The sequence below is a fragment of the Plantibacter sp. PA-3-X8 genome (assembly GCF_003856975.1).
In the GTDB taxonomy this organism is placed as follows: Bacteria; Actinomycetota; Actinomycetes; order Actinomycetales; family Microbacteriaceae; genus Plantibacter; species Plantibacter auratus.
The window spans coordinates 87,168-111,741 of record NZ_CP033107.1 but is presented as its reverse complement, the minus strand read 5'-3'; the positions used below and the strand labels follow the sequence as shown (position 1 = coordinate 111,741).

Here is a 24,574-nt window from a genome sequence, read left to right as displayed (position 1 = left end):
ACGAGGAGGCTTCCTCGTGGGCACTTCGACAGGCTCAGTGACCGGGCTGGAGTGTGTCCGGAACGCACCGGTCCCTGAGCTTGTCGAAGGGCACTCGGGTTGCGCTGCCTCGGTGAGCGGGGAGAGGTGTGCCCGGAACGTTTCGGTCCCTGAGCTTGTCGAAGGGCACTCGGGTTGCGCTGCCTCGGTGAGCGGGGAGAGGTGTGCCCGGAACGTTTCGGTCCCTGAGCTTGTCGAAGGGCACTCGGGTTGCGCTGCCTCGGTGAGCGGGGAGAGGTGTGCCTGGAACGCTTCGGTCCCTGAGCCTGTCGAAGGGTGCCCGGGTTGCGCCGCCTCGGCCCGCGGCGGACGAGTGCCCGGGTTCGATCCGGTCCCTGAGCTGCAGCGCACTGAGGCGGTCGACGTGTCGAAGGGCAGGAGGGGCCGCCATAGGGTGGTGGGGTGACCGGACACGAAGAACTCCTCCAGATCGCCACCGACATCGCCGCAGAGGCCGGCGAACTGATCCTGCGCCGACGCCGGGAGGGCGTCGAGATCGCGGCGAGCAAGTCGTCGGTCGAGGACGTCGTGACCCGAGCCGACCGCGAGTCCGAGCAGTTCATCCGCGACCGCCTCCTCGCTGCACGACCGGACGACGGATTCCTCGGCGAGGAGACCGGCAAGGAAGGCGGCGCGACGGGGACCTCCGGCCTGACCTGGGTCGTCGACCCCATCGACGGCACCGTCAACTACCTCTACGACATCCCCGCGTACGCCGTCAGCATCGGGGTCGTCGAAGGTGAACCGGACCCGGCCACCTGGACCGCCCTCGCCGGGGCTGTGGTGAACCCGGTCCTGGGTGAGCACTACACCGCCTCCCGCGGCGGTGGAGCACGACTGAACGGCCGCGCCCTCGAGGTCAACCGAGGCGTGGCACCGAACGTGGCGCTGCTCGGCACGGGCTTCTCCTACACCGCCTCGCGTCGCATGGAGCAGGCAGCCGTGCTCGGCGCCCTCCTCGGGACCTTCCGCGACGTCCGGCGGATCGGATCCGCCGCACTCGACCTCTGCAGCGTCGCCTCCGGCCGCCTCGACGCCTACTACGAGAGCGGCCTGAAGCCGTGGGACCAGGTCGCGGGCGCGCTCATCGCTGCCGAGGCGGGCGCGACGGTCGCCGGCTTTGACGGTGCTCCGGCCACCACGCAGCTCATCATGGCCGCCGATGCACCGCTGCTCGCGGTCCTCGAACGGCTCCTCGTCGAGCAGGGCTTCGCGACGCCGATCGGGTGACACTCCATGCGCGCCGCCGCCGCTCGCGGTAACGCTCCGGGGGCGACTCGTTCATAAGAGAACTCTCATATGGCCTCTGACCAGGCCTTTATCGGATAAAACCGATCACTGCCATGGCTTTTTCAGCCTCCCGTTGCTAGCATTTATGCATTCGTTACCTTCGCGTTCCCCCGCGCGGACGGACGTCGAGATCTTCCTGCTAGCCCATTGAAAGGCTCCCGCCCCCTTGTCACGCCATGCAAGCCCTGAGGACACCCCTGTGCTTCCCGACCCTCAGGACCCGCAGAACACGTCTGTCGAGAACAGCGCTGCACCCGTGCAGACGCCGCCGCTCAGCCGCCGTGAACTCCGCGAACGTGAGCGTCAGGCGGCGGCCGCCCTGGAGCACCAGGAGTCCGTGCTGCAGGAGCCGACGCATGAGGCCAGCGCCGACCAGGGGGAGACGGCCGCGGCCATCGACCCGGTCGACCAGATGATCGCCGAGGCGATCGACGCCGTGCACATCCCCGACGTCGCCGACATCGCGCCGGTCGAGGCAGAGCCGCTCATCGCCGAACCGGCCGTGGCCTCCGACACCACTCCAGCCACCGAGTCCATCACGGTGACGGTCGACGCGTCCACCGTCGACGCTCCCCGTGCACGCCGCGCAGCTGCACCGAGGCCGGCCTCGAAGCCCCGCGCATCGTCCCGTCCGTCCGCCGCACCGGCGTCGCCCCGCCCGACGACCATCGCGCGCAAGCGTCGCATCACCACCAAGATCTTCGCGGGTGCCGCGATGGGCTTCGTCGCCCTCATGGCCGTGGCCACCTCGGTGCCCGCCAACGCGCTGCTCACCGCTGAAGACGTCGCGACGTCGGTGGCCGAGGCCTCGCAGGCCGAGCTCGGCGACGGCAACGGGCTGAGCAACCAGGCGTCGCAGTCGCTCGACAGCGAGGGATCGGCTGAGCTGACCTTCACCCGCGACGACTACACGACGAGCACCGTCGAGGAAGCCGCCGCCGCAATGGGCATCCGCCCCGCGAACACCTTCACGAACAACCCGAACGGGACCATCCAGTGGCCGTTCGCGGTCGGTGTCACCATCGGTGACCGCTTCGGTGCCCGCGACTGCGCCGGCTGCTCGAGCGACCACCACGGCCAGGACTTCAACCCCGGCAACGGTGCGCCCATCCAGGTCATCGCCGACGGCGTCGTCCGCCACGTCGAAGACGGCGAAGGCTCGCTCGGCGTCAACGTCATCGTCGACCACACCATCAACGGCCGCCTCGTCTCGAGCGTCTACGCGCACATGCAGCACGGCTCGGTCCGCGTCGTCGAGGGGCAGGCGATCAAGGTCGGCACCATCCTCGGCCTCACCGGCAGCACGGGCATGTCCACGGGCCCGCACCTCCACTTCGAGATCCGACTCGACGGCGTCACCTGGGTCGACCCGCTCGAGTGGCTCTACGCGAACGTCGACTGACGCCACGGAACCCAATACTTCGACTGCCTCGCCCGACCCCGGGCGGGGCAGTCGTGTTTTCACCCCGAGGGCGGGTGCCCTTCGACAGGCTCAGGGACCGGTTTGTGGCTCAGGGACCGGTGTTGTGGCTCAGGGGCCGGTGTCGGGGCTCGGGGGCCGGGGCACGGAACGACGAAGGCCCGCCCGGCTGATGCCGGGCGGGCCTTCGTGACGGTGTCTGAGGGTTACTGACCCTGCTCCTGGTACTTCGCCTCGGTGGCGGCCTTCTGCGGCTTCCACCACGACTCGTTGTCGCGGTACCAGGCGATCGTGTCGGCGAGGCCGGCCTCGAAATCACTGAACGCCGGGGTCCAGCCGAGCTCCGTGCGCAGCTTCGACGAGTCGATCGCGTAGCGGAGGTCATGGCCGGGACGGTCGTTCACGTGGTCGTAGGCGTCCGCCGGCTGACCGAGCTGGGTGAGGATGAGCTCGACGACGTCCTTGTTGTTCTTCTCGCCATCGGCACCGATGAGGTACGTCTCGCCGATGACCCCCTTGTCGAGGATCGTGAGGACGGCGGACGAGTGGTCGTTCGCGTGGATCCAGTCGCGGACGTTCTCGCCCGTGCCGTACAGCTTCGGTCGCTCACCGCCGAGCACGTTCGTGATCTGGCGCGGGATGAACTTCTCCACGTGCTGGTACGGACCGTAGTTGTTGGAGCAGTTCGAGATCGTCGCCTTGACGCCGAAGGACCGCACCCACGCGCGGACGAGGAGGTCGCTGCCGGCCTTCGTCGAGGAGTACGGGCTCGACGGGTTGTACGGCGTCTGCTCGGTGAAGCGCTCCGGGTCGTCGAGCTCGAGGTCGCCGTAGACCTCGTCGGTCGAGATGTGGTGGAACCGCGTGCCGTGCTTGCGAGCCGCCTCGAGCAGCGTGTACGTGCCGATGATGTTCGTGTCGAGGAACGGGCGCGGGTCGTGGAGGGAGTTGTCGTTGTGCGACTCCGCCGCGTAGTGCACGACGGCGTCGTGACGGGCGACGAGCTCGTCGACGAGCGTCGCGTCCTGGATGTCGCCGACGACGAGCTCGAAACGATCGGCCGGGAGGCCGTCGAGTGAGGCGCGGTTGCCCGCGTAGGTCATCTTGTCGAGGACGGTCACCGAGTGATCGGTGTTGTTCAGGACGTAGTGGACGAAGTTCGAGCCGATGAATCCGGCGCCGCCGGTAACGAGAAGTCTGGACACGGTAGACGAGTCTACCCGGCGGTCTCTGGATACCGCGGGGGAATCCGGCCGTCGCTCAGTGGCCGGGCAGGATGCGGCGCAACAGGTTCGTGTTCGCGAGGTCGAGCAGTTCGTCGCCGCGGCCCGACATGACCGTCCGGAGCGCGTACAGGGTGAACCCCTTCATCTGCTCGGCGGTGATCGTCGGCGGGATCGACAGCTCTTGTCTCGCCGTCACGACGTCGACGAGCGCTGGACCGTCGTGATCGAAGGCCCGACGGATGGCGCCCTCCAACTCGCTCGCCCGCTCGACGCGTTCGCCGTGGATCCCCATGCCCTCCGCCACACGCGAGAAGTCGGGGTTCACAAGGTCGGTGCCGAAGTTGACGAACCCGGCGGCCTTCATCTCCAGCTCCACGAAGTTGAGCGAGGAGTTGTTGATGACGATGATCTTCACGGGCAGCTTGTTCTGGGTGAGCGAGATGAGTTCGCCGAGCAGCATGGTGAGTCCGCCGTCGCCCGCGAGCGCGATGACCTGGCGGCCGGGGTGGGACGCCTGGGCTCCGAGACCGTGGGAGACGGCGTTCGCCATGCTGCCGTGGCTGAACGAGCCGATGAGTCGGCGCCGCCCGTTCATGGTGAGGTAGCGCGACGCCCAGACGACGGGGGAGCCGACGTCGGGGATGAACACGGCGTCGTCCGTCGCCAGCCGGTCGACGACCTTCGCGAGGTACTGCGGGTGGATCGCCTGGCCGTCGTGGTCCGCGGTCGCGAGGTCGTCGAGGCCCTTCCGCGAGCTGCGGTAGTGCTTGAGCGACTCCTCCAGGTGCTTGCGGTGCGTCTTGCGCTCGAGCTTCGGCAGCAGCGCGTCGAGCGTGTCCCGGACGGTCCCGACGAGCGGCAGGTCGACCGGGTGCCGCCGGCCGATCTGCTCACCGCGGATGTCGACCTGGATGACGGTCGCGTGCTCGGGGAAGAACTGCGGATAGGGGAAGTCGGTGCCCAGCATGAGGAGGACGTCGCACGAGAGCATGGCGTGGTAGCCGCTGGCGAATCCGAGGAGGCCGGTCATGCCGACGTCGAACGGGTTGTCGTACTCGACGTGCTCCTTGCCGCGCAGGGCGTGGACGATGGGGGCGCCGAGCGCGTCCGCGGTCGCGATGAGCTGCTCGTGCGCTCCGGCGACTCCGGCTCCGGCAAGGATGGTGACCCGCTTGCCGCCGTTGAGCAGGCGAGCGGCCTCGTCGAGTTCGTGCTCCGACGGCAGGATCCGGGGTCGCGTCGCCCGGATGGCGGCGACGTGCTCCGAGACCGCGTGCTGGAGCATGACGTCGCCCGGGACGACCACGACGGCCACGCCGCGGCGCTCGACCGCGGTGCGCATCGCGATCTCGAGCACCCGCGGCAGTTGCTCCGGCTGGGAGACGAGTTCCACGTAGACGCTGCACTCACGGAACAGCTCCTGCGGGTGGGTCTCCTGGAAGTAGGTGGTCCCGATCTCGGAGCTCGGGATGTGGGCGGCGATCGCGAGCACCGGTACCCGTGAGCGGTTCGCGTCGAAGAGGCCGTTGATGAGGTGCAGGTTGCCGGGGCCGCAGCTCGCCGCGACGACCGCCAGCTCGCCGGTCAGCTCCGCTTCCGCCGCCGCGGCGAAGGCGGCCGCCTCCTCGTGGCGCACGTGCACCCAGTCGATGCCGCCGGAGGAGCGGAGAGCATCGGTGAAGCCGTTCAGGGAGTCGCCCGGGAGGCCGTAGACGCGTTGTACACCGCTGGCCTGGAGGGTGGCGACGACGGTTTCAGCGACAGTGGACATGGGTGCTCCTCGCAGCAGACGACTCGGCCCGGGTTCCCCGGCCCTCTCCATGGTCCTCGTCGCGGTTCGGGGCCCGCAAGGGAGCATCGGGGTCTTGCAGACGCCTACCAGGTGCGCTAGCCGTTCTCAACACTCCGACACGAATCCGCCTGAACGACGAACGCCTTGTAACGTGGTTGCTGGAACAGCCTGCCGAGAACACGGTGGCGCGGCCAACATCGACTGCACCGTGAAGGGGGCGGCCGTGAGCGACTCCCTGCACCGACCGCCGGCACACGCCGGATCGATCACCGATCCAGCTGCGATGTTCACCGAGCACACCGAGACGGTCGTCACCGGCGTCAGCCTGTCGAACGGGCGTTACAGCATCGGTGAGCAGCTCGGCTCCGGCGGGTCCGCCAACGTCTACCGCGCACGCGACGAGCTGCTCTCGCGCCCCGTCGCCGTGAAGCTCTTCCGCGACGAGGCCGCGACCGCGAACGACCGGCTGCGTCAGGAGCGGGAGATCCGTCTGCTCGGGGAACTCCGCCACCCGGGGCTCGTCGAGCTCTACGACTCCGGTTCCGTCGTCCACCGCGGCGTCGAGCACCGGTTCCTCGTCATGGAGTACATCCCGGGCGCCACGCTCACCGACAAGCTGCAGGCCGGCCCGATGCTCCCGCGTGACGCAGCCGCCCTCGGTGCGCAGGTCGCCGACGCGCTGTCCTTCATCCACACGCGGTCGATCGTGCACCGCGACATCAAGCCCGACAACATGCTCTTCAGCGACATCGCCGCGTTCGGCCACGCGAACCTCGTGAAGCTGTCCGACTTCGGGATCGCGCACTTCGTGGGCGGGTCGCGCCTCACGAACACCGAGGCCATCTCCGGCACGGCGTCCTACCTCTCGCCCGAGCAGGCGCTCGGCGACACCGTCGGCACCGAGACGGACATCTACTCGCTCGGCCTCGTCCTGCTCGAGGCCGTCACCGGTCGCCGGGAGTTCGACGGCGGTCTCGTCGAGGCCGCCATCGCACGCCTGCACCGTGACCCGGTGATCCCGCCCGAGCTCCCCGCCGCCTGGCACCCGCTGTTGCGGTCCATGACCGCCCGCAAGCCGGAGGACCGACCCGCCGCCCACGAGGTCGCAGCCAGCCTGCGCGAGATCTGGTCCGAGTCGCGCGTCCGCCGGGTCCGCCGGGTGCGTGCGCGCCTCGGTCTCGTCGTCGACCAGGGCGTCGACCCCCGGATCGCATTGCTCCTCGCCGCCGCGACGGCCGCTGCGGGGCTCGCCATCGGCGTCGCGATCGGCATCTTCGCGTTCTGATCGGCCCATTACCACGTTTCGTCCGGAACCGGGGAAGTCATCCGGCCGGTGTACCGTCTCAACAACGATCGATCCCTTCGAGTGAAAGGGCGCCATGACGCTCTCGACCCCCTATCCGCTCGGCGTCACCCTTCGGGGCGATGGTGCGAACGTCGCCATCTACTCGGAGACCGCCGACGCCGTCACCGTGTGCATCTTCCCCGAGGGTGGGGAGGAGCAGCAGACGCGCCTCGAACAGCGCACCGGACACGTGTTCCACGGACTGGTGGAGGGCCTCGTCCCCGGGACGCGGTACGGCATCCGCGTCGACGGCCCCTGGGACCCGGCGAACGGTCTCCGCCACAACCCGGCGAAGGTGCTGCTCGACCCGCACGCGACGGCGGTCACGGGGCGCTACGACCTCGGCCAGGCGCAGTTCAGCCACCGCCTCGACGCTCCGGAGACGATGGACGACACCGACTCCGCGGGCCACGTCGCGCTCGGTGTGGTCACCGACCCGTCCTCGTTCGACTGGGACGCCGACGGCCAGGATGTCGCCCCGCGCATCCCGCTCGCCGAGACGATCGTCTACGAGGTCCACGTGAAGGGCTTCACCAAGCAGCTCGCCGAGGTGCCCGAGGAGATCCGCGGCACCTACGCCGGCCTCGCCCACCCGGCAGCCATCCGCTACCTCACCGACCTCGGCGTGACCGCGGTCGAACTCCTCCCGGTGCACCAGTTCGTGCAGGACAGCCACCTCGAGGAGAAGGGGCTCCGCAACTACTGGGGCTACAACTCCATCGGCTTCTTCGCCCCGCACGGCGAGTACGCGGCCGCCGGCGATACCGGTGGGCAGGTCGACGAGTTCAAGGCCATGGTCAAGGCGATGCACGCCGCCGGCCTCGAGGTCATCCTCGACGTCGTCTACAACCACACGGCCGAGGGCAACCACATGGGCCCGACCCTGTCGTTCAAGGGCATCGACAACGCGGCCTACTACCGTCTCGTCGACGAGGACCGCGAGCACTACTTCGACACCACGGGCACGGGCAACAGCGTCAACGTCGGCCACCCCGCGGCGCTCGGCCTCATCATGGACTCCCTGCGCTACTGGGTGACCGAGATGCACGTCGACGGCTTCCGCTTCGACCTCGCGACGACGCTCACCCGCCAGGACGGTTCCGCCGAGATCCACAGTGCGTTCCTCTCACTCATCGAGCAGGACCCGGTGCTCGCCCCGATCAAGATGATCGCCGAGCCGTGGGACACCGCCGGCTACCAGGTCGGTGGCTTCCCCGCGAGCTGGTCCGAGTGGAACGGGAAGTTCCGCGACGACGTGCGCGACTTCTGGAACGGCGCCGACAGCGTGCTCGGCACCATGTCGCAGCGCGTCCTCGGTAGCCCCGACGTCTACGAGGCGTCCCGACGCTCGCCGCTGTCCAGCGTCAACTTCGTCACCGCGCACGACGGCTTCACCCTCGCCGACCTCACGGCGTACTCGACGAAGCACAACGCGGCGAACGGCGAGGACAACAACGACGGCGAGAGCGACAACCGCTCCAGCAACAACGGTGCGGAGGGTCCGACGGACGACCCCGCCGTGAACGCGCGCCGCGGCCGTCAGCGTCGCAACTTCCTCGCGACGGTCCTGCTGTCGGCCGGTGTCCCGATGATCCTCGGCGGCGACGAGATCGCCCGCACCCAGGGCGGCAACAACAACGCCTACTGCCAGGACAACGAGGTGTCGTGGTTCGACTGGGAGCACGCCGACCACGACCTCCTCGGCTTCACGAAGCGTCTGATCGCCCTGCGCCTCGCCGAGCCGGCCCTGCGACCCGACTGGTTCCGCCAGGGTCCGGGCTCCAAAGCAGACGACCGGGTCTTCATCACCCGGTCCGACGACGAGCCCTTCGCCGACGAGGACTGGGACAACCCGGACGCCCGCTCGATCACCTTCGTGTTCCGTCACGCCGGATCGGCGTCGTTCGCCCTGCTGCTCAACGCGGCCGAGAACGGCGTGGAGTTCAGCCTGCCGAAGGCTCCCGGCCTGCCATGGGCGCTCGTCGAATCGAGTGACCCGGAGCAGATGCTCGCCGAGGGGTCGACGACGGTGATCGTGCAGGGGACCTCCTTCACCCTCCTGCGATCGGGGGTCGCATCATGACCACCGTGTCCGGCGGCGGGCCACAGCGTTCCACCGTGCCCGTCTCGACCTACCGTCTCCAGCTGACCGCGGACTTCCGACTCCAGGACGCCGCGGCGCTCGTCGACTACCTCCAGGCCCTCGGTGCCGACTGGGTCTACCTGTCGCCGATCCTCCGCGCGGAACCCGGATCCACCCACGGCTACGACGTCGTCGACCACACCGAGGTCGACCCGGAGCGCGGCGGTGCCGACGGGCTCACGGCGCTCGCCGAAGCAGCCCACGCGGCCGGCCTCGGCGTCCTCATCGACACCGTCCCGAACCACATGGGCGTCGCGACACCGGTGGAGAACGCCTGGTGGTGGGACCTGATCCAGCACGGTCGGGACGCAGAGCACGCGGCCGCGTTCGACGTCGACTGGGAGGCCGGCGACGGTCGGATCCGGGTGCCGATCCTGGGCGACGACGAGGACGGACGTCGTGCGCTCGACGACCTCAGCATCGAGGACGGCGAACTGCGCTACTTCGACCACCGACTGCCCATCGCTCCCGGGACGGCGGACGACGACGCGAGCGCCCGCGAGGTACACGACCGCCAGCACTACGAACTGGTGAACTGGCGCCGCGCCGACAGCGAGCTGAACTACCGACGGTTCTTCGCCGTCAACACGCTCGCAGCGATCCGGGTCGAGGACCCGGCGGTCTTCGACGGCTCGCACGTCGAGATCGGTCGTTGGTTCGACGACGGCCTCGCCGACGGGATCCGCGTGGACCACCCGGACGGGCTCCTCGACCCCGGTGCCTACCTCGACCGACTGTCCGAGCGCATCGGCGGAGCACCCATCTGGGTGGAGAAGATCCTCGAGGGCGAAGAGGACCTGCCGGCCGAGTGGGCCACGCTCGGGACCACCGGGTACGACGCCCTGGGCGACGTCGACCGGGTGCTCGTCGACCCGACCGGGCTGCCGACGATCGGCCAGCTCGCCGGCGTCGAACTGACGCGTGAAGCGTGGGACGACCTCGTGCACACCACGAAGCGCGGCATCGCCGACGGGATCCTCGGTTCCGAGGTGCGACGTCTCGCGAGACTCGTGCCCGAGGTCCCGGACGCCGTGGACGCCCTCGCCGAGATCCTGACCGCGTTCCCCGTCTACCGCTCCTACCTGCCGCTCGGCGACGAATACCTGGACGCCGCACTCGACGAGGCGGAGACCCGTCGGCCGGAGCTCGCAGACGCCTTCGCCGCCTTGGCTCCGCGCCTGCGCAACTCGACCGATCCGCTCGCCGCGCGGTTCCAGCAGACCTCGGGCATGGTGATGGCGAAGGGCGTCGAGGACACCGCGTTCTACCGCTACACGGCGCTCACCTCGCTGACCGAGGTCGGTGGCGACCCCGCCGAGACCGACATCAGCGTCGCCGAGTTCCACCACCGCCAGGCACGGCGGCAGGCGGAGTGGCCGTCCTCGATGACGACGCTCAGCACGCACGACACGAAGCGCAGCGAAGACGTCCGCGCCCGTATCGACGCCCTGAGTGAAGTCGCGGACCGGTGGGCGGAGCACGCCGTCGCCCTCCACACCTCGAACGGCTTCCCCGACCGGCAGCTCGAGCAGCTGGTCTGGCAGGCGGCCGTCGGTGCGTGGCCGATCGAGCGCGAGCGACTGCACGCCTACGTCGAGAAGGCCGCCCGTGAGGCAGGCGACTCGACCACGTGGACCGCACCGGACGAGACGTTCGAGGCCGCCCTGCATGCAGCGGTCGACGGACTGTACGACAGCCGTCGTGCGAACGCCGCGCTGCTCGACGCCGTCGCGGACGTCGAGGCGGCCGGATGGACGAACAGTCTGGTCGCCAAGGCGATCCAGCTCACGATGCCGGGCGTGCCGGACGTGTACCAGGGCAGCGAGCTCTGGGACCGATCGCTCGTGGACCCCGACAACCGTCGCCCGGTCGACTACGCCGAGCGTCGCGCGGTGCTGGCCCGTCTCGACGAGGGCTGGCTGCCGCCGGTCGACGCCGACGGAGCCGCGAAGCTCCTCGTGACCAGCCGGCTCCTCCGCCTGCGACGGGAGCACCCGTCGCGGTTCGCCGAGTACACCCCCGTCGGGGCGGACGGACCGGCCGCCGACCACGTCGTCGCGTTCTCACGCGGTGGCGTCACCACAGTCGCGACCCGGCTCTCGCTCCGGCTCGCGGAGCATGGCGGTTGGAAGTCGACCACGGTCACCCTGCCGGAGGGCCGGCTCGTCGACGTGCTGACCGGCCGTGAGCTGCAGGGTGGCGAGGTCCGTCTCGCGGCGCTGCTGGAGCAGTATCCCGTCGCCGTCCTGACGCGGCCCGACGATGCGGCCGAGGCCGCGAGCGAGGAGTGAGCACGATGACGACCAGCACCACGAGTCCGGCTGCCGGGTTCCGCGTCTGGGCACCCGAGGCCGAGCGCGTCGACCTCGTCCTGGACGGTGAGCAGCACCCGATGGACCGCGACGTCGCCGAGGGGTGGTGGATCGCGCTCGACGGTGCCGAGCCCCGCGCGGCGGTCGTCGACAGCGACTACCGCTATCTCGTCGACGGTGAGGGTCCGTTCGCCGATCCGCGCTCGCGCCGGCAGCCGGAGGGCGTCCACGGCCCGTCACGCGTCGTCGCATCCGACCCGGCACCCTGCGACGGGACCGGCTGGCGGGGTCGCTCGCTCATCGGTGCCGTGCTCTACGAACTCCACATCGGCACCTTCACCGAGGCGGCCACCTTCGACGGGGCGATCGAACGCCTCGACGAGCTGGTCGAGCTGGGCGTCGACGCCGTCGAGGTCCTGCCGGTCAACGCGTTCAACGGCGTCTGGAACTGGGGCTACGACGGCGTCTTCTGGTCGGCTGTCCACGAGGCCTACGGCGGACCGGACGGCTACCGTCGCTTCGTCGCCGCGTGCCATGAGCGCGGGCTCGCCGTCATCCAGGACGTCGTGTACAACCACCTCGGCCCCTCCGGCAACGTCCTGCCGCGCTTCGGTCCGTACCTCGCGGACGGCGCCGGCAACACCTGGGGCGACAGCCTCAACCTCGACGGGCCGGACTCCGACGAGGTGCGTCGGTACATCATCGACAGCGCGCTGCTGTGGTTCGAGGAGTACGGGGTGGACGGCCTTCGCCTCGACGCCGTACACGCCCTGCGCGACACCCGTGCGATCCACCTTCTCGAGGAACTCGACGCCGCGGTGGATGCGCTCAGCGCCGACCTCGACCGACCGTTCACGCTCATCGCCGAGTCGGATCTGAACGACCCGAAGCTCATCACGCCCCGGGGGCCAGGCGGTGCCGGCGGGTACGGTCTCGACGCGCAGTGGAGCGACGACTTCCACCACGCACTGCACGTGGCGCTCACCGGCGAGGTGTCCGGCTACTATGCCGACTTCGCGCCGCTCGGTGCGCTCGGCAAGGTCATGGAGGAGGGGTTCTTCCACAACGGCACCTGGTCGAGCTTCCGCAAGCGCCACCACGGCCGCCGCATCGACCTCGAACGGACGCCGAGCTGGCGGCTTGTCGTCTCCGACCAGAACCACGACCAGATCGGGAACCGCGCGACGGGCGACCGGCTGGCCGCGACCCTCGACGACGGGCAGCTCGCCATCGCCGCCGCCGTCACGCTGCTCGGACCGTTCACCCCGATGCTGTTCATGGGGGAGGAGTGGGCCGCCTCGACGCCCTGGCAGTTCTTCACCTCGCACCCGGAGCCCGAGCTCGGTGAGGCGACGGCGAAGGGCCGGATCGCCGAGTTCGCCCGGATGGGTTGGAACGAGGCCGACGTGCCGGATCCCCAGGATCCCGAGACCTACCGTCGGTCGGTGCTCGACTGGTCGGAGCGGTCCCGTGGGCGGCACGCGACGCTGCTGACCTGGTACCGACGGGTGATCGAGCTGCGGCGGACGGTCCCGGCGTTCACCGATCCAGCGTTCGCCGACACGACCGCGATCGTCGACGAGGCGACCGGCTCGTTCGTCCTGCGTCGTGGCTCTGCGATGCTCGCGGTGAACTTCGGGACGGAACCGGTGGAGCTCACCCAGCGGGTCGGTGAGCTGCTCGACAGCTTCGGCGAGGTCGTCACGACGGAGGGGTCACTGCGGCTCGGAGCGCACTCCGTCGCCATCCTGCACCACTGAGTCCCTGGGCCTCGGGTCAGCGCGGTGCGCTGACCCGGGCGCGGGTCTGCGGCGTGAGCGCGCCCCTTCGGAGGGGCGCGCTCACGCGCACGCCCCGCGGCGGGGCCGATTCCGGCGCGCTCACGTCATCGCACCGCGCTGGCACCGAAACGCCCGCGGTCACGTCGGCGCACCGCGCTGGCACATCGGCCAGCGGAGTGAGTCAGCCGGCGGGCAGCGTCGACGGCGTGGTGAACCAGACCGTCGTGTCGCCGTGGATGGTCGTGCCGTCGAACGGCCCGCTCGCCACGAGCACGGCGGCGTCGGAGAGCGACGACGGGACCCCGATGTCTTCGGAGCCCGTGTTCGCCACGACCGTCACGCGTCCGTTGGTCAGCGCCAGGATGGTCTCCGGAGCGCCTTCGATCCAGGCGATCGAACCGAGTCCCAGCTGGTGCTCGCGCCGGAGCCGGAGCAGCGTGCGGTACAGCTCGAGGGTCGAACCCGGGATCCCGGCCTGGGCGTCACGCGAGTAGTCGTTCCAGTCGTCGGGCTGGGGGAGCCAGGACGCCCCGGTCTCGTTGAAGCCGTACGCCGGGTGGCCGGCCTCCCACGGGATCGGGACGCGGCAGCCGTCGCGGCCGTACCGCTCGTGGTTCGTGCGGAACCACGTCGGGTCCTGTCGGGCGTCATCCGGCAGGTCGATGACCTCGGGGAGCCCGAGCTCCTCGCCCTGGTACAGGTACGCCCCACCGGGCAGGCTCAGCATGAGGGCGGTCGCCGCCCTGGCCCGCTGCAACCCGAGGGCCCGGTCCGGCTGGCCGGGGGTGTTCGGACCGACGCCGTAGCCCTGGGGGTTCTCCTCCGTGAGCGCGAGGCGGGACGCGTGCCGGACGACGTCGTGGTTGGACAGCACCCACGTGCTCGGAGCGCCGACCTGCGCGAACGCCCGCAGCGACTCGCCGATGACCGCCTTGAGGTCTGCGGCGTTCCACGGGGTCTCGAGGTACGGGAAGTTGAACGCCTGCTGCATCTCGTCGGGGCGCACCCACAGGGCCATCTTGTCGAGCGGGTCGACCCAGGCCTCGGCGCACAGCACACGGTCGCCGTCGTACGTCGCGAGCAGCTCGTGCCAGTCGCGGTAGATCTCGTGGACGCCGTCCTGTCCCCAGTACGGCGCGGTCTCGGGCCACGAATCCGGACCGGTGCCGGCGGCTTCGAGCGACGCGTCCACGGAGGCGCCACCCATGCTGCCGCCCTCGGCCGGTGGGGTGTAGTCGGGCAGGCCGTCGGCCTTGATCATGCCGTGCGCCACGTCGACGCGGAACCCGTCGACGCCGCGGTCGAGCCAGAACCGGAGGATGTCGCGGAACTGCTCGCGGACCCACGGGTTCGTCCAGTCGAAGTCGGGCTGCGAGGAGTCGAAGATGTGCAGGTACCACTGGCCAGGCGTGCCGTCGGCCTCGGTGACGCGCGTCCAGGCCGGACCGCCGAAGACGGACTCCCAGTTGTTGGGGGCGATCTCGCCGTGCTCGCCCGTGCCGTCGCGGAACATGTACCGGGCGCGCTCCGCCGAGCCGGGCCCGGCCGCGAGGGCCTCTTGGAACCAGCGGTGGGCGCTCGAGGAGTGGTTGGGGACGAGGTCGACGATGACGCGGATGCCGGCAGCGTGCGCGGCAGCGGTCATCGCATCGAAGTCGGCGAGCGTGCCGAAGATGGGGTCGACGTCGCAGTAGTCGGCGACGTCGTAGCCGGCGTCCTTCTGCGGGCTCGTCATGAAGGGGGACAGCCAGATGGCGTCGACGCCGAGCTCCTGCAGGGCGCCGAGGCGGGAGGTGATCCCGGGCAGGTCGCCGAGGCCGTCGCCGTTCGCGTCCGCGAAGGATCGCGGATAGATCTGGTAGATGACGGCGGAGCGCCACCACTCCGAACCGGGGGTGGAGCCTCCTGCGGGGGAGACGTGCTGAGCTGCGGTCGCGGACGTGGTCGGGAGGGCGGAGTCCATGTCGCTACCCTAGGCCATTCACGGGGCCCGTCGCCGCTCGTGGACTGGCCACCGCGGTGCGCTGACACGAGTGCGATGCATGGCGGCGAGCGCGGCGCTCCGGAGGGGTGCGGTCGCGCTGGCACCCCGCGCTCACGTCGGTTCGGTCACACGGGAGCCACGTCGATTCGGACCGGATTCCCGGCCACCGACCCGCCCGCCCTGCTTAGAGTGGGGACATGACCACGGAATCGGACGGCTCGGCCCGCAGCACGGCGAAGCGCGTCGCCTCGCAGGCGGCAGGCATCGCCGGATCAGCGGCCCGGACGACGCGTGGCATCATCCGTCGGAATCCGACCGCGAACCGGGTCTACCGGGCGGGCGTCGGTGTCGTCGGCGGTGGCACCGTGGCCCTCGGCGTGGCCCTGATCCCGCTTCCCGGACCGGGAGCATTGATCGCCGTCGGCGGGCTCGCCGTCCTCGCCTCGGAGTTCGAGGGTGCGAAGCGCGCCAGCACGAAGGCGAACGCCGCCGCCAAGAAGGGTGTCGCCGTCGCGAAAGACCTTCGGGCGAAGCGTCAGGCCAAGCAGGCTGCGAAGGCTGCTCCGGAGCACTGACCCCGCGGCGCACGGCGCCGACCGACGCGCGGGTACGGTGGACCGGTGGGGACATCGGCGAAGGGGAGTGGTGCGCGTCGGCCCGCACAACGCAAGACCGCTGCGCCCGGACGACGCACGACCAGCGCCACCCGCTCGACGCGGAAGCCGCGGTCCCGACCGTCCGGCGCGCGCAACGGCTCCCGGCGCCCCGTCGCACCGACACGCCGGAACCGGCGGTCGGGCATCCGCGTGGGATGGCTCGTCGCCGGCGGAGCGGTCGCGATCGTCGGTCTCGCCGTCATCGTGGCAGCGGTCGTCTGGGGACCGGAGCTCATCAGTCGGGCGGAAGCACGGGACTCGACCCTCGGAACCGCGCCACATGCTGCCGTCGAGGGACCGGGCATCCCCGCCGCGGGCTCGGCTGGAACAGCGCCGGCGGCCGTCACCGACCGGGTGGACCGTGCCTGGGCGACGGCCACGGCGCTCCGCCTCGGCATCCCCGAGCGGGCGATGGTCGCCTACGCCGGTGCGGCGCTCGCCGTCGCGGAGACGCAGCCGGGCTGCGGGATCGCCTGGAACACCCTGGCTGCGCTCGGGAGCGTCGAGTCCGGCCACGGCACGATCTTCGGTGGTGCGCTCGACGACGCCGGGCGGGCCGTTCCACCCATCGTCGGCCCGGCGCTCACGGGCACTGAGTTCGATGCCGTCACCGACACGGACCGCGGCGCTTTCGACGGTGACGCCAGATGGGATCGTGCGGTCGGGCCGATGCAGTTCATCCCGTCGACCTGGCAGCGGTGGGGCGCGGACGGGAACGGCGACGGCGTCGCGGACCCGCAGCAGATCGACGACGCGGCGCTCGCCGCAGCGCACTATCTGTGCCACGGTGGCCGGGACCTCCGCATCGAGGCCGAGTGGATCGCGGCGATCGGCTCGTACAACGGGGCCGCGTCGTACCTGCAGAAGGTCGTCCACGCCGCGGACACCTTCGCCGCGAACTGATCCCGATCCGGTGTACGAAGCACCCCTCGCGGGATGCTAGTCTCTACTGGTGCCATTTCCGCGTGAGCGGTTTGGTTCGCGCTCCGATAGCTCAGTGGTAGAGCACTTCCTTGGTAAGGAAGAGGTCGCGGGTTCAAGTCCCGCTCGGGGCTCGTTCTCTCCGTCACTGCTCTCGCCGGCATACGGAGAGACGTGGCAGGGTAGCTCAGTTGGTGAGAGCGCACGACTCATAATCGTGAGGTCGAGAGTTCGAATCTCTCTCCTGCTACCAGATCAGCTGTTCAAGAGAGAAGCACCGGAGATTTCTCCGGTGCTTCTCTGTTTTGCCGCAGCGTTCGCTGAATCGCGCACGACTGCGAGTAGCGATCCGGTCAGCTTAGAGCGTCGTCAAGTTGCTGGAGCCACTGCTGGAACTCGCCGGGACCTGAGAAGTGGACTCCGGGCATCCGAGCGACCTCCTCCGCAGCGTCGGGGCCCTCGACGACGAGTGCATACCCGCCGCTGGCCAGCGCCACTCTGAACGCAGGCAGGTCCCCGCGGTCGTCACCGGCGTATGCGACGACACGCAAGCCATCAGCCCGGATGATCCTCTGCAGCGCCGTGCCTTTGTCCTCATCCAAGGGCATCCACAGCTCTTCGACGTCGACACCGTCGATGCTGTCGAGTCCTCGGTGGAGTTCACGCGTCGCTGACTGGACAGCAGCCGTCCACGCCTGTGCGACGACGAGACCGCCCTCAGATCTCCCCACGTCTCGTGCGGCGCCGGGTGAGCAGCCCGCCGACGAGGAGGGCGATGGTCGCGGCCGTCGCCAGGAGCGCGACGGCCTCCGTGTCGACCCCCGTGGACGCCAGGCCGTCCCTCGGGCCAGGGCCGCTGACGGCGTCACCACCCGACGACGAACCCGGTTCCGCCGCTGGCGGGGTGGACGGCTCGGGTCCACCCGGCAGCGCGCCCCCCGCCCGCACGGTGACGGTGACGTCGACCGGCGTGCGGGCATCGTCTGCCGCCGTGCCCGACACGGTGAAGCTGCCGGGCGCTCCATACTGATCGGCCTGCACGGCTGCCCAGTCCACAGGGACCGTCTCGACCGAACCGTCCACCTTCGTCAGCACGGCGGACGGCAGGCTCGGAGCCGTACCCACCGCGGTGACGACGTCGGGTACGGAGACGCCCTGGACGGCGACAGCCGGAGCGTAGGCGGTCAACAGACGTTCGTACTCAGCACGGGTCACGGGGATGACCGTGCCGTGCCTCGGCTTTCCGCCGTCCGCGTTCTGAGGAAGGTTCTCCCGGAGCTTGGCCCCCAACGGCTCCCAGGAGTCGCCGTCGTCGAGGGAGTCGGTCCCGAACGGGATGTAGTGGTTCGGGCCACCGTGGTAGTCGGGTTGGTCGATGAACAGATACCAGTCGAGCCCGTTCACGTCGCCGGGATTCGCGGGGAAGACACTCGGGCCCTCGCCGTTCAGGTAGACACCGCCCGGCTCGCCGTTCGGCAATCCGGAGGCGACCTGGTCCTTGACGAGACTCCACTGGTCGGCAGGTCCTCCCGCACCGGGCAGGGTCCCCGTCTCGGTGGCGAGGAGATCCGTCGACCGCTCCTCGCGGATGGTCAGCGTCCCCTCGTCCTTCGTGAACCGGTAGTAGTAGTCGCCCGACTTCGTGACCGAGGAGTCGATCGTGCCGAGACCGGGCCCACGCGAGACGTCGATCCACGGCTCGGGATCGGAGAAGGTGATGAAGTCGTCGGTCGTCGCGTACATCATCCGGTTGTAGGTCACGTTCGTCCGCTGGCTCTCGTCCGTGGTGTCGTACAGGTTCGAGGCCCAGAACACGACGAAGGTGTCCAGCTTGTCGTCCCAGTAAGCTTCGGGCGCCCAGGTGTTCCCGGCGAAGTCCGAGGAGACCTTCACATGCCGTTGCTCGGACCAGGTGACCAGGTCGTTCGACTCCCAGACCTCGATGTACCGCGACCCACTGATCTGGGCCGTGGCGAAGCCGCCGGGAAGACCGTCGATCTTCAGGTCGGTGGCGATCATGAAGAACCGGTCGCCATCGGGGGAGCGGAGGATGAACGGGTCGCGCAGGCCGGTCGTGCCCTGGGTCGACGTGAAGATCGGCTTGCCCTCGTTCAGCGTGTTCCAGCTCAACGCGTCGTTGCCCTTGGATGCAGCGAGGCTGACCTGCTCGGCACCACTGCCCTCCCCGGTGAAGAACGCCCACACATAGGCTTCGGGATCCGGCTGGTCCGCCGGCAGCGGCTGGACGGACACGGTGATGTCCCGCGTCAGTTCGGATCCGGCGATGCGCGCGGTGGCGCGGAGCGTCACGGTCACGGCACTCCCGGTGGCGGGGCGTACGACGTCGATGGTCTTCGACGATTCGTCGACTCCCGCGCGGACCGTCGCCGCCCCGGTGCCGCCGATGACGGACCAGGTGAAGGACGATCCGTTCGGGCCCGCGCCTGGGACGGAGAAGTTGGACCGGATGTCATCCGAATTGGTGATCCGGATGCCCTCCAGGTCGAGGGCGAGCTTCTCAGCGTCGGAGCGGTCGGCGGCGACCCGGACGGGGAATGCCAGCGTCTCCTGTCGGTCTCCGGCGGTCACCGTGGCAGTGAGGGTCACCGTGGCGTCCTGCTCGCCATTCGTCGGCCGGACCACCCGCGCGAGCCCGTCCTCCACGACGATGGCGGCGTCATCCGAGGTCCAGCTCAGACGCGTTCCATAGGAGGTCGAGGGGAGTGGGAAGTCGCTCGTAGCCTCCGTCGGTACGCGCAGCCCGGACGACGCCTTCTCGATCGACTGCTCGATGAACGCGTCCTGGACCTCCGTCGCCGTCATCGCGACGTCGCTCAGGACGACCTCGTCGATGGAGCCCTTCCACCCGGCGTCCGCGTAGGTGGAGCGGCCGAGGTAGGCGACGAGGTCCGGGCCGAAGGACGCCACGTCGCGCGTGATGGCGGTCTGCGCGATCCGCTCACCGTTCACGTAGCTCGTCAACGTTCCGGCCAGGCCGTCGATCACGGTCGTGTGGAGCGCCATCCCCGTCGGGGTCCGGAGTCCGCTGGTGGGCGCGTTGGTCGAACCGGCGCCCACCTCGGTCGTCCAGGGTGCTCCGGGGTTCACCGAATCCGTGATGACGGACTTGACGTACCCGTTCGGATTCGCCGGATTGAGCAACCAGTAGCCCGCTGAGAACTGGCCATCGCCGACCGGGCCACCGATGAACGCTGCAGCGGTGTTCCCAGCTGGTGACTGCGACTCGAGCCAGATGCTCGAGGTCAACGTCTGCACCCCGGCCAGATCGTCGGTCGGGATGTCGAGATAGGGCGCCGAGTCGGCCGAGCCGCCGGGCAGGGTGAGCAGGCCGTCGGCGACCGTGCCGCCCACGTTCCTGAGCGTCCCGTCGTTGCCGTTACCGCTCACATCCGGCACCACACCGTTCGCGGCCGTGTCGAATCGATAGTGCAGCAGCGCGCTCGAGTCTGCGGCTGCCGTCGCAGGCGTGGCGCCCAGAGCGGAGATGACTCCCACCATGATCATCGCGCCCCAGGCAGCGGCCCGCTTGGGTGAGGCCACCAGCGGGGTTGTCCGGTTACGGGACAGGTGCCGGGGTCGCATGGTCGATAGGCGTTGTGGACTCACCTGGAAACTCCATCGTCTCGGGATCGGGGTCACGGATTGTGATCGCTCACATCGTGATGTCGACCCTGGCGCATGCAGACCCGGTCCGTCAAGAGCGAGGAGCTGTGCGAGTCGACCCGGTGACGGATGCTCGGACGGGCGGCGACCTCGGTCACCGCACGGTCACGGCTTCGAGATCTCCTCGGGGTTAGGCCCGCGGCCTGCTCGAAGCAAGACCCCGACGAGCATCGCGGTACCGATCAGGAGACTCACGCCGGTCAGCACGACACCGATCCCGACGACCGAGGTCCCCGGTCCGTCATAGCCCTCGAGCACCGCCGTGCCGGGGTCGTCCGCGCGGTAGATCACCGTGACGACGTCGCCGACGGCGGGTTTGCCGTCGAGGGGCCAGTCCGCCCAGACCCGTTGTGGCGAACCGTCGGGTGCCAGATAGTCGGTCCTGAACCGGTGGTGAGATGCCTTCCGGCCGTCGTCGACCTCGGTGACCGTCCCACTCGTCCGCTCCCCGTTCTGCAACAGGTCGCTGTCGGCTGCCATCATGAAGGAGCCGACGACCACGGCCACCGGACCGGCCAACAGCATCAGGACGATCGCCACCGTCTGGAACACCCTGCTGTGCAGGAAGCCGCGTGTGTCGCCCGTCGCGCGCTTGCGTGCCATCACCAGTGCACCACCGTCCCGATTCGAAGCTCCTGCATCAGTGGTTCCCGGTGAGGGAAAGACTCAGCATGATGATGGCCGGCACGATCAGGCCGATCGCGACGCCACCGGCCGCCGCCCAGAGCCCGATGCGGACGTGGGGGCTCATGCGGGGACGCAGACCGAGTTCCTCGCCGATCTCCTTGATCCGCGCGCGTTCGTTCTCGGGGCTGAACGCGATCTCGAACCCGCCGGGGGAGGTCCCGAGCATGATGACCCTGCCGTAGCGGACCCGGCCGGATTGCCAGGAGAACGACCAGGAGAGGCGCGGCACGAAGCCGGAGACACCAGCCGACCAGCTCATCCGCTTGACCGTGTCGGTGATGCTGAACCGCCGGCGTCGCTCATCGACCCGCACGGTGTAGGTGATGCTGTCGGACACCTCGTTCAGCTGGAGGACGTTCCACCACCGGGCGTCCGCGAGATCGTATCCGACCTGGAACCCGTCGGAAAGCCTGGTGACGATGAACGGGGTGTTCTGCAGCTCGGCTTCGACGGCCCACTGATAGTCCTGCAGCACGCCCGTCGGCGCAACGTCGGTTCCACTCACGGACTCAGTATGGCAACGCGGCGAGAGTCCGCGACGATCGGCGGATGGGCAGTGCTCCCCATCGCACACTGACCTCGAACTGCTATCGCTCCCAGATGCGACGGTAGCCGGGCATGAAGGCGATCATCGCCGCGAGCAGGGTGCCGAGGTTGAGCAGTGGCAGAGCTGGACCGATGGTCCAGAGCGAGTCGGCGTAGACCCCCATCAGCATGACCATCCAGGCGCCGATGTTGCCGAGGATGAGCACGATGATGAAGGTCACCGCGGTCGCTCCCGCTCGCGACGAGACCCGCTTGCCCGCGAGGGTCGGCGCGGTGCAGATCGTGCCGACGATCACGACGATGAGTATCAGGAACGCACTCGCGAACAGGATCGAGGCGGCCTCCGGGTCGCCGTCGTCGTCGCGATCGGCGAATCCCGCGAGGAAGAAGAACAGGTTGAAGGACTCAGGGTCCTCATCCGTCTTCGTCTGGCTCGCGTAGGGGACGAACAGCGAGAGGATGAGGGCGATCTCGAGCAGCAGCATCGGGACCGAGATCAGGATCGACTCGATGCCCGCCACGCGCTCCTCGAGCCGGGTGCGCGCCGCCTGGGCGGCGACCGACTCGGTGGCGGTCGCTGGTCCCTGCTTCGCTGACCCCTGCTTCGCTGATTCACTCATCGCTTACCCCCCCCGGATCGGGAGTCGGGCTCAGGCGTGCCCGACTCGGCTGCCGCGAAGGCGAGCGACCGGTAGCCCTCGACCTCCGACGTGGTCATGGTAGCCGCGATGGGCCGACCATGCCGGAGCCGTGCCGGGTGGCGTCAGGCGGCGTCCAGCTCGGCCGGAAGCTCCTCGCGCAGGGCGGGGCAGTGCTCCGGCGTCGGGTGGAGGGTGATGTCGATGACCGCTTCCAAGCGGGCGCGTGCTGCTTCGAGGTCGGCCATCTGCGCGGTGATGCGGTCGCGTTCGGTCCGGAGCAGCGCGAGGGACTCCGGCGTCGCGACTCCCGCATCGACGCAGGGGAGCAGCTGGACGATCGTGCGGCTCGGCAGGCCGGCCGCGAAGAGCTGCTGCACGAGCTCGACGCGTTCCACCGCCGCTCGTTCATAGGTCCGCTGGCCACTCGTCGTGCGGGTGGCGGTGAGCAGCCCCTGCTCCTCGTAGTAGCGGAGCGAGCGGACGCTCACCCCGGTCCGAGCCGCGAGATCTCCGATGCGCATCGATCTTCCATTCCTGGCTTGCACCTGACATTGATGTGAGGTCTTAGCCTAACCAGGCTGCTGCGGGATCGACCCGCACGCGGAAGGGAATCATGGACATCGCAGGATCCGTCGCACTCGTCACCGGCTCGAACCGGGGCATCGGACGCCGGTTCGTCGTGCAGCTGCTCGAGCGCGGCGCCTCGAAGGTGTACGCCACCGCGCGGCGCCCGGAACTCGTCGACATCCCGGGCGTGGAGGTGCTGCAGCTGGACATCACCGATGAGGCGTCCGTCGCTGCGGCGGCCGAGATCGCGACCGACGTCACGCTGCTCGTCAACAACGCCGGCATCGCCACGCAGGGCTCGATGTTGACCGACGACCTCGCGAACGCTCGGCGCGAGATGGACACGCACTACTGGGGCAACCTCGCCATGGTGCGTGCGTTCGCGCCGGTGATCGAGGGGAACGGTGGAGGGGCGATCGTCAACGTGCTCTCCGCCCTGAGCTGGTTCGCGCACCCCGGCTCCGGCGGATACGCCGCGGCCAAGGCGGCGGAGTGGAACATGACGAACGCGGTCCGTCTGGAACTCGCCCCGAAGGGCGTCACGGTGCAGGGGCTCCACCTCGGGGCCGCCGACACCGACATCATGGCCGGCTACGAGGGCCCGATGGTCGACCCCGCGGACGTCGCACGGGCGAGCCTCGACGGCGTCGCAGCCGGCGCTTCCGAGGTCGTCGTCGACGAGTGGAGTGCCATGGTCAAGGCCTCGCTCGCCCACGGACCTGACGCGTTCTACGCGCAGTTCGCCTGAGCATCGAACCTGGGCCCTGTGCACCGGGCGTGCACCGTGCAGAATGGAGGAAGCCCCCGAGCAGTTACGGTCTGCTCGGGGGCTTCCTCGTGCCGGTGCGGCTATCGCGCGGCCGCGACGAGGTCGGCGATGCGCTGGCCTCGGGCGTTCGCCTCGGCGACGAGGGTCGAGACCTGGTCCTGGGTCAGCCCGCTGACCTGACCGTAGGCCTTCGTGTTGGCGGCGATGGAGAATCCCTGCCCGCCGCTGGCGGACGTGTACATCGTGCCGAACGTCTCGGTGACGAGCGCGATGGTGCCACCTGGCACGCTGATGATCTTGGGCATGTCTGACTCCTTGAGAGGGTGAACCGGGTCCTCGCCGTTCAGGCGAGCGTTGATGAAGAGATACGGATCGGTGGTGACGCCGATGTCTGCGTTGTTCCACGTGCCGTCCGCGGTGAAGGTGATGGTGAGGTGGAGATGGGGTCCTCGGGCTGCGGACCCGGTGCTCCCGACGACGCCGACGGGTTCACCGCGGACGATCGCCGCACCGACCTGATGGGGTGAGGCCGCCGCCAGATGCGAGTAGCCCGAGTACATGCCGTCGGGATGTGCGATGACGACGATCTGCCCGAGGGTCGCGTTCCACCGGTTGGCGGAGACGACCCCGGCTGCGACAGCGGGGATCGCGGCTCCGGCGCCGGGTTGGTAGTCCAGTCCGCGGTGCGGTTGGGTCCGCCCGCCGGCCATCGATCCCCAGCCGTCGGCGAGGTCGATCTGGGCGAACGGGTGTTGATATCTGAGAACCATG

The 24,574-nt window shown here is 69.5% G+C and carries 19 protein-coding genes and 2 tRNA genes; 11 read left to right on the top strand and 10 right to left on the bottom strand.

The genetic code is table 11. The annotated features are described in order from the left end of the window. The first annotated feature begins 441 nt into the window (after window positions 1-441). Together EAO79_RS00515 and EAO79_RS00510 are read left to right on the top strand one after the other, a co-directional pair. Window positions 442-1,269, top strand: coding sequence for an inositol monophosphatase family protein (locus EAO79_RS00515; protein WP_124767383.1), 828 nt, complete (start codon window positions 442-444; stop codon window positions 1,267-1,269). A 259-nt stretch (window positions 1,270-1,528) separates the two neighbouring features. Further along, complete coding sequence (locus EAO79_RS00510; protein ID WP_124767382.1) at window positions 1,529-2,731, top strand: M23 family metallopeptidase; 1,203 nt, start codon at window positions 1,529-1,531, stop codon at window positions 2,729-2,731. A gap of 224 nt (window positions 2,732-2,955) precedes the next feature. On the opposite strand, the gene rfbB is transcribed toward EAO79_RS00510, so the two are convergent. Next, window positions 2,956-3,954, bottom strand: coding sequence for a dTDP-glucose 4,6-dehydratase (gene rfbB / locus EAO79_RS00505; RefSeq protein WP_124767381.1), 999 nt, complete (start codon window positions 3,952-3,954; stop codon window positions 2,956-2,958). 55 nt (window positions 3,955-4,009) lie between these two features. Next, window positions 4,010-5,746 (bottom strand): ubiquinone-dependent pyruvate dehydrogenase, encoded by a 1,737-nt coding sequence (gene poxB / locus EAO79_RS00500; RefSeq protein WP_124767380.1) that lies wholly within the window; start codon window positions 5,744-5,746, stop codon window positions 4,010-4,012. Window positions 5,747-5,990: 244 nt separating this feature from the next. Here poxB and EAO79_RS00495 point away from each other — a divergent pair, with 244 nt between their 5' ends. From EAO79_RS00495 to treZ, 4 genes are all read left to right on the top strand, one after another. Then, window positions 5,991-7,052: a serine/threonine-protein kinase gene (locus EAO79_RS00495; protein ID WP_159453425.1), complete on the top strand. Its 1,062-nt coding sequence runs from the start codon at window positions 5,991-5,993 to the stop codon at window positions 7,050-7,052. A 94-nt stretch (window positions 7,053-7,146) separates the two neighbouring features. Next, window positions 7,147-9,195 carry a glycogen debranching protein GlgX gene (glgX, locus tag EAO79_RS00490; RefSeq protein ID WP_124767378.1) on the top strand — a complete coding sequence of 683 codons (2,049 nt, stop codon included), beginning with the start codon at window positions 7,147-7,149 and terminating at the stop codon, window positions 9,193-9,195. Beyond that, window positions 9,192-11,546: a malto-oligosyltrehalose synthase gene (gene treY / locus EAO79_RS00485; RefSeq protein WP_124767377.1), complete on the top strand. Its 2,355-nt coding sequence runs from the start codon at window positions 9,192-9,194 to the stop codon at window positions 11,544-11,546. The genes glgX and treY overlap by 4 nt, the downstream gene beginning before the upstream one ends. 5 nt (window positions 11,547-11,551) lie before the next feature. After that, on the top strand, window positions 11,552-13,327 hold the full coding sequence (treZ, locus tag EAO79_RS00480; protein ID WP_206428261.1) for a malto-oligosyltrehalose trehalohydrolase: 1,776 nt from the start codon (window positions 11,552-11,554) through the stop codon (window positions 13,325-13,327). A gap of 202 nt (window positions 13,328-13,529) precedes the next feature. On the opposite strand, the gene EAO79_RS00475 is transcribed toward treZ, so the two are convergent. Beyond that, window positions 13,530-15,311 (bottom strand): glycoside hydrolase family 13 protein, encoded by a 1,782-nt coding sequence (locus EAO79_RS00475; protein ID WP_124767376.1) that lies wholly within the window; start codon window positions 15,309-15,311, stop codon window positions 13,530-13,532. 218 nt (window positions 15,312-15,529) lie between these two features. Here EAO79_RS00475 and EAO79_RS00470 point away from each other — a divergent pair, with 218 nt between their 5' ends. From EAO79_RS00470 to EAO79_RS00455, 4 genes are all read left to right on the top strand, one after another. Further along, window positions 15,530-15,907: a PGPGW domain-containing protein gene (locus tag EAO79_RS00470; protein WP_124767375.1), complete on the top strand. Its 378-nt coding sequence runs from the start codon at window positions 15,530-15,532 to the stop codon at window positions 15,905-15,907. A gap of 231 nt (window positions 15,908-16,138) precedes the next feature. Beyond that, window positions 16,139-16,891, top strand: a complete 753-nt coding sequence (locus EAO79_RS00465; protein WP_241160944.1) for a lytic transglycosylase domain-containing protein — start codon at window positions 16,139-16,141, stop codon at window positions 16,889-16,891. An 80-nt stretch (window positions 16,892-16,971) separates the two neighbouring features. Further along, window positions 16,972-17,043, top strand: a tRNA-Thr gene (locus tag EAO79_RS00460). Window positions 17,044-17,085: 42 nt separating this feature from the next. Next, window positions 17,086-17,162, top strand: a tRNA-Met gene (locus tag EAO79_RS00455). Window positions 17,163-17,262: 100 nt separating this feature from the next. Here EAO79_RS00455 and EAO79_RS00450 read toward each other — a convergent pair. The 6 genes from EAO79_RS00450 to EAO79_RS00425 all read right to left on the bottom strand — a co-directional run bounded on the left by EAO79_RS00450 (window position 17,263) and on the right by EAO79_RS00425 (window position 22,988). Next, window positions 17,263-17,640, bottom strand: a complete 378-nt coding sequence (locus tag EAO79_RS00450; protein WP_124767374.1) for a hypothetical protein — start codon at window positions 17,638-17,640, stop codon at window positions 17,263-17,265. Beyond that, on the bottom strand, window positions 17,627-20,470 hold the full coding sequence (locus tag EAO79_RS00445; RefSeq protein ID WP_164486855.1) for an immunoglobulin-like domain-containing protein: 2,844 nt from the start codon (window positions 20,468-20,470) through the stop codon (window positions 17,627-17,629). The genes EAO79_RS00450 and EAO79_RS00445 overlap by 14 nt, the downstream gene beginning before the upstream one ends. 228 nt (window positions 20,471-20,698) lie before the next feature. Further along, a complete protein-coding gene (locus EAO79_RS00440; RefSeq protein WP_124767372.1) occupies window positions 20,699-21,196 on the bottom strand; it encodes a DUF3592 domain-containing protein in 498 nt (165 codons plus the stop codon). 37 nt (window positions 21,197-21,233) lie between these two features. Next, on the bottom strand, window positions 21,234-21,785 hold the full coding sequence (locus tag EAO79_RS00435; protein ID WP_124767371.1) for a hypothetical protein: 552 nt from the start codon (window positions 21,783-21,785) through the stop codon (window positions 21,234-21,236). Window positions 21,786-21,867: 82 nt separating this feature from the next. After that, window positions 21,868-22,446, bottom strand: a complete 579-nt coding sequence (locus tag EAO79_RS00430) for a hypothetical protein (protein WP_124767370.1) — start codon at window positions 22,444-22,446, stop codon at window positions 21,868-21,870. Window positions 22,447-22,589: 143 nt separating this feature from the next. Continuing rightward, window positions 22,590-22,988 carry a MerR family transcriptional regulator gene (locus EAO79_RS00425; RefSeq protein ID WP_124767369.1) on the bottom strand — a complete coding sequence of 133 codons (399 nt, stop codon included), beginning with the start codon at window positions 22,986-22,988 and terminating at the stop codon, window positions 22,590-22,592. A gap of 92 nt (window positions 22,989-23,080) precedes the next feature. On the opposite strand from EAO79_RS00425, the gene EAO79_RS00420 reads away from it, so the two are divergent. After that, window positions 23,081-23,782: an SDR family oxidoreductase gene (locus tag EAO79_RS00420; protein WP_124767368.1), complete on the top strand. Its 702-nt coding sequence runs from the start codon at window positions 23,081-23,083 to the stop codon at window positions 23,780-23,782. Window positions 23,783-23,883: 101 nt separating this feature from the next. On the opposite strand, the gene EAO79_RS00415 is transcribed toward EAO79_RS00420, so the two are convergent. Continuing rightward, on the bottom strand, window positions 23,884-24,573 hold the full coding sequence (locus EAO79_RS00415) for a M23 family metallopeptidase (protein ID WP_124767367.1): 690 nt from the start codon (window positions 24,571-24,573) through the stop codon (window positions 23,884-23,886). Window position 24,574 lies beyond the last annotated feature (1 nt).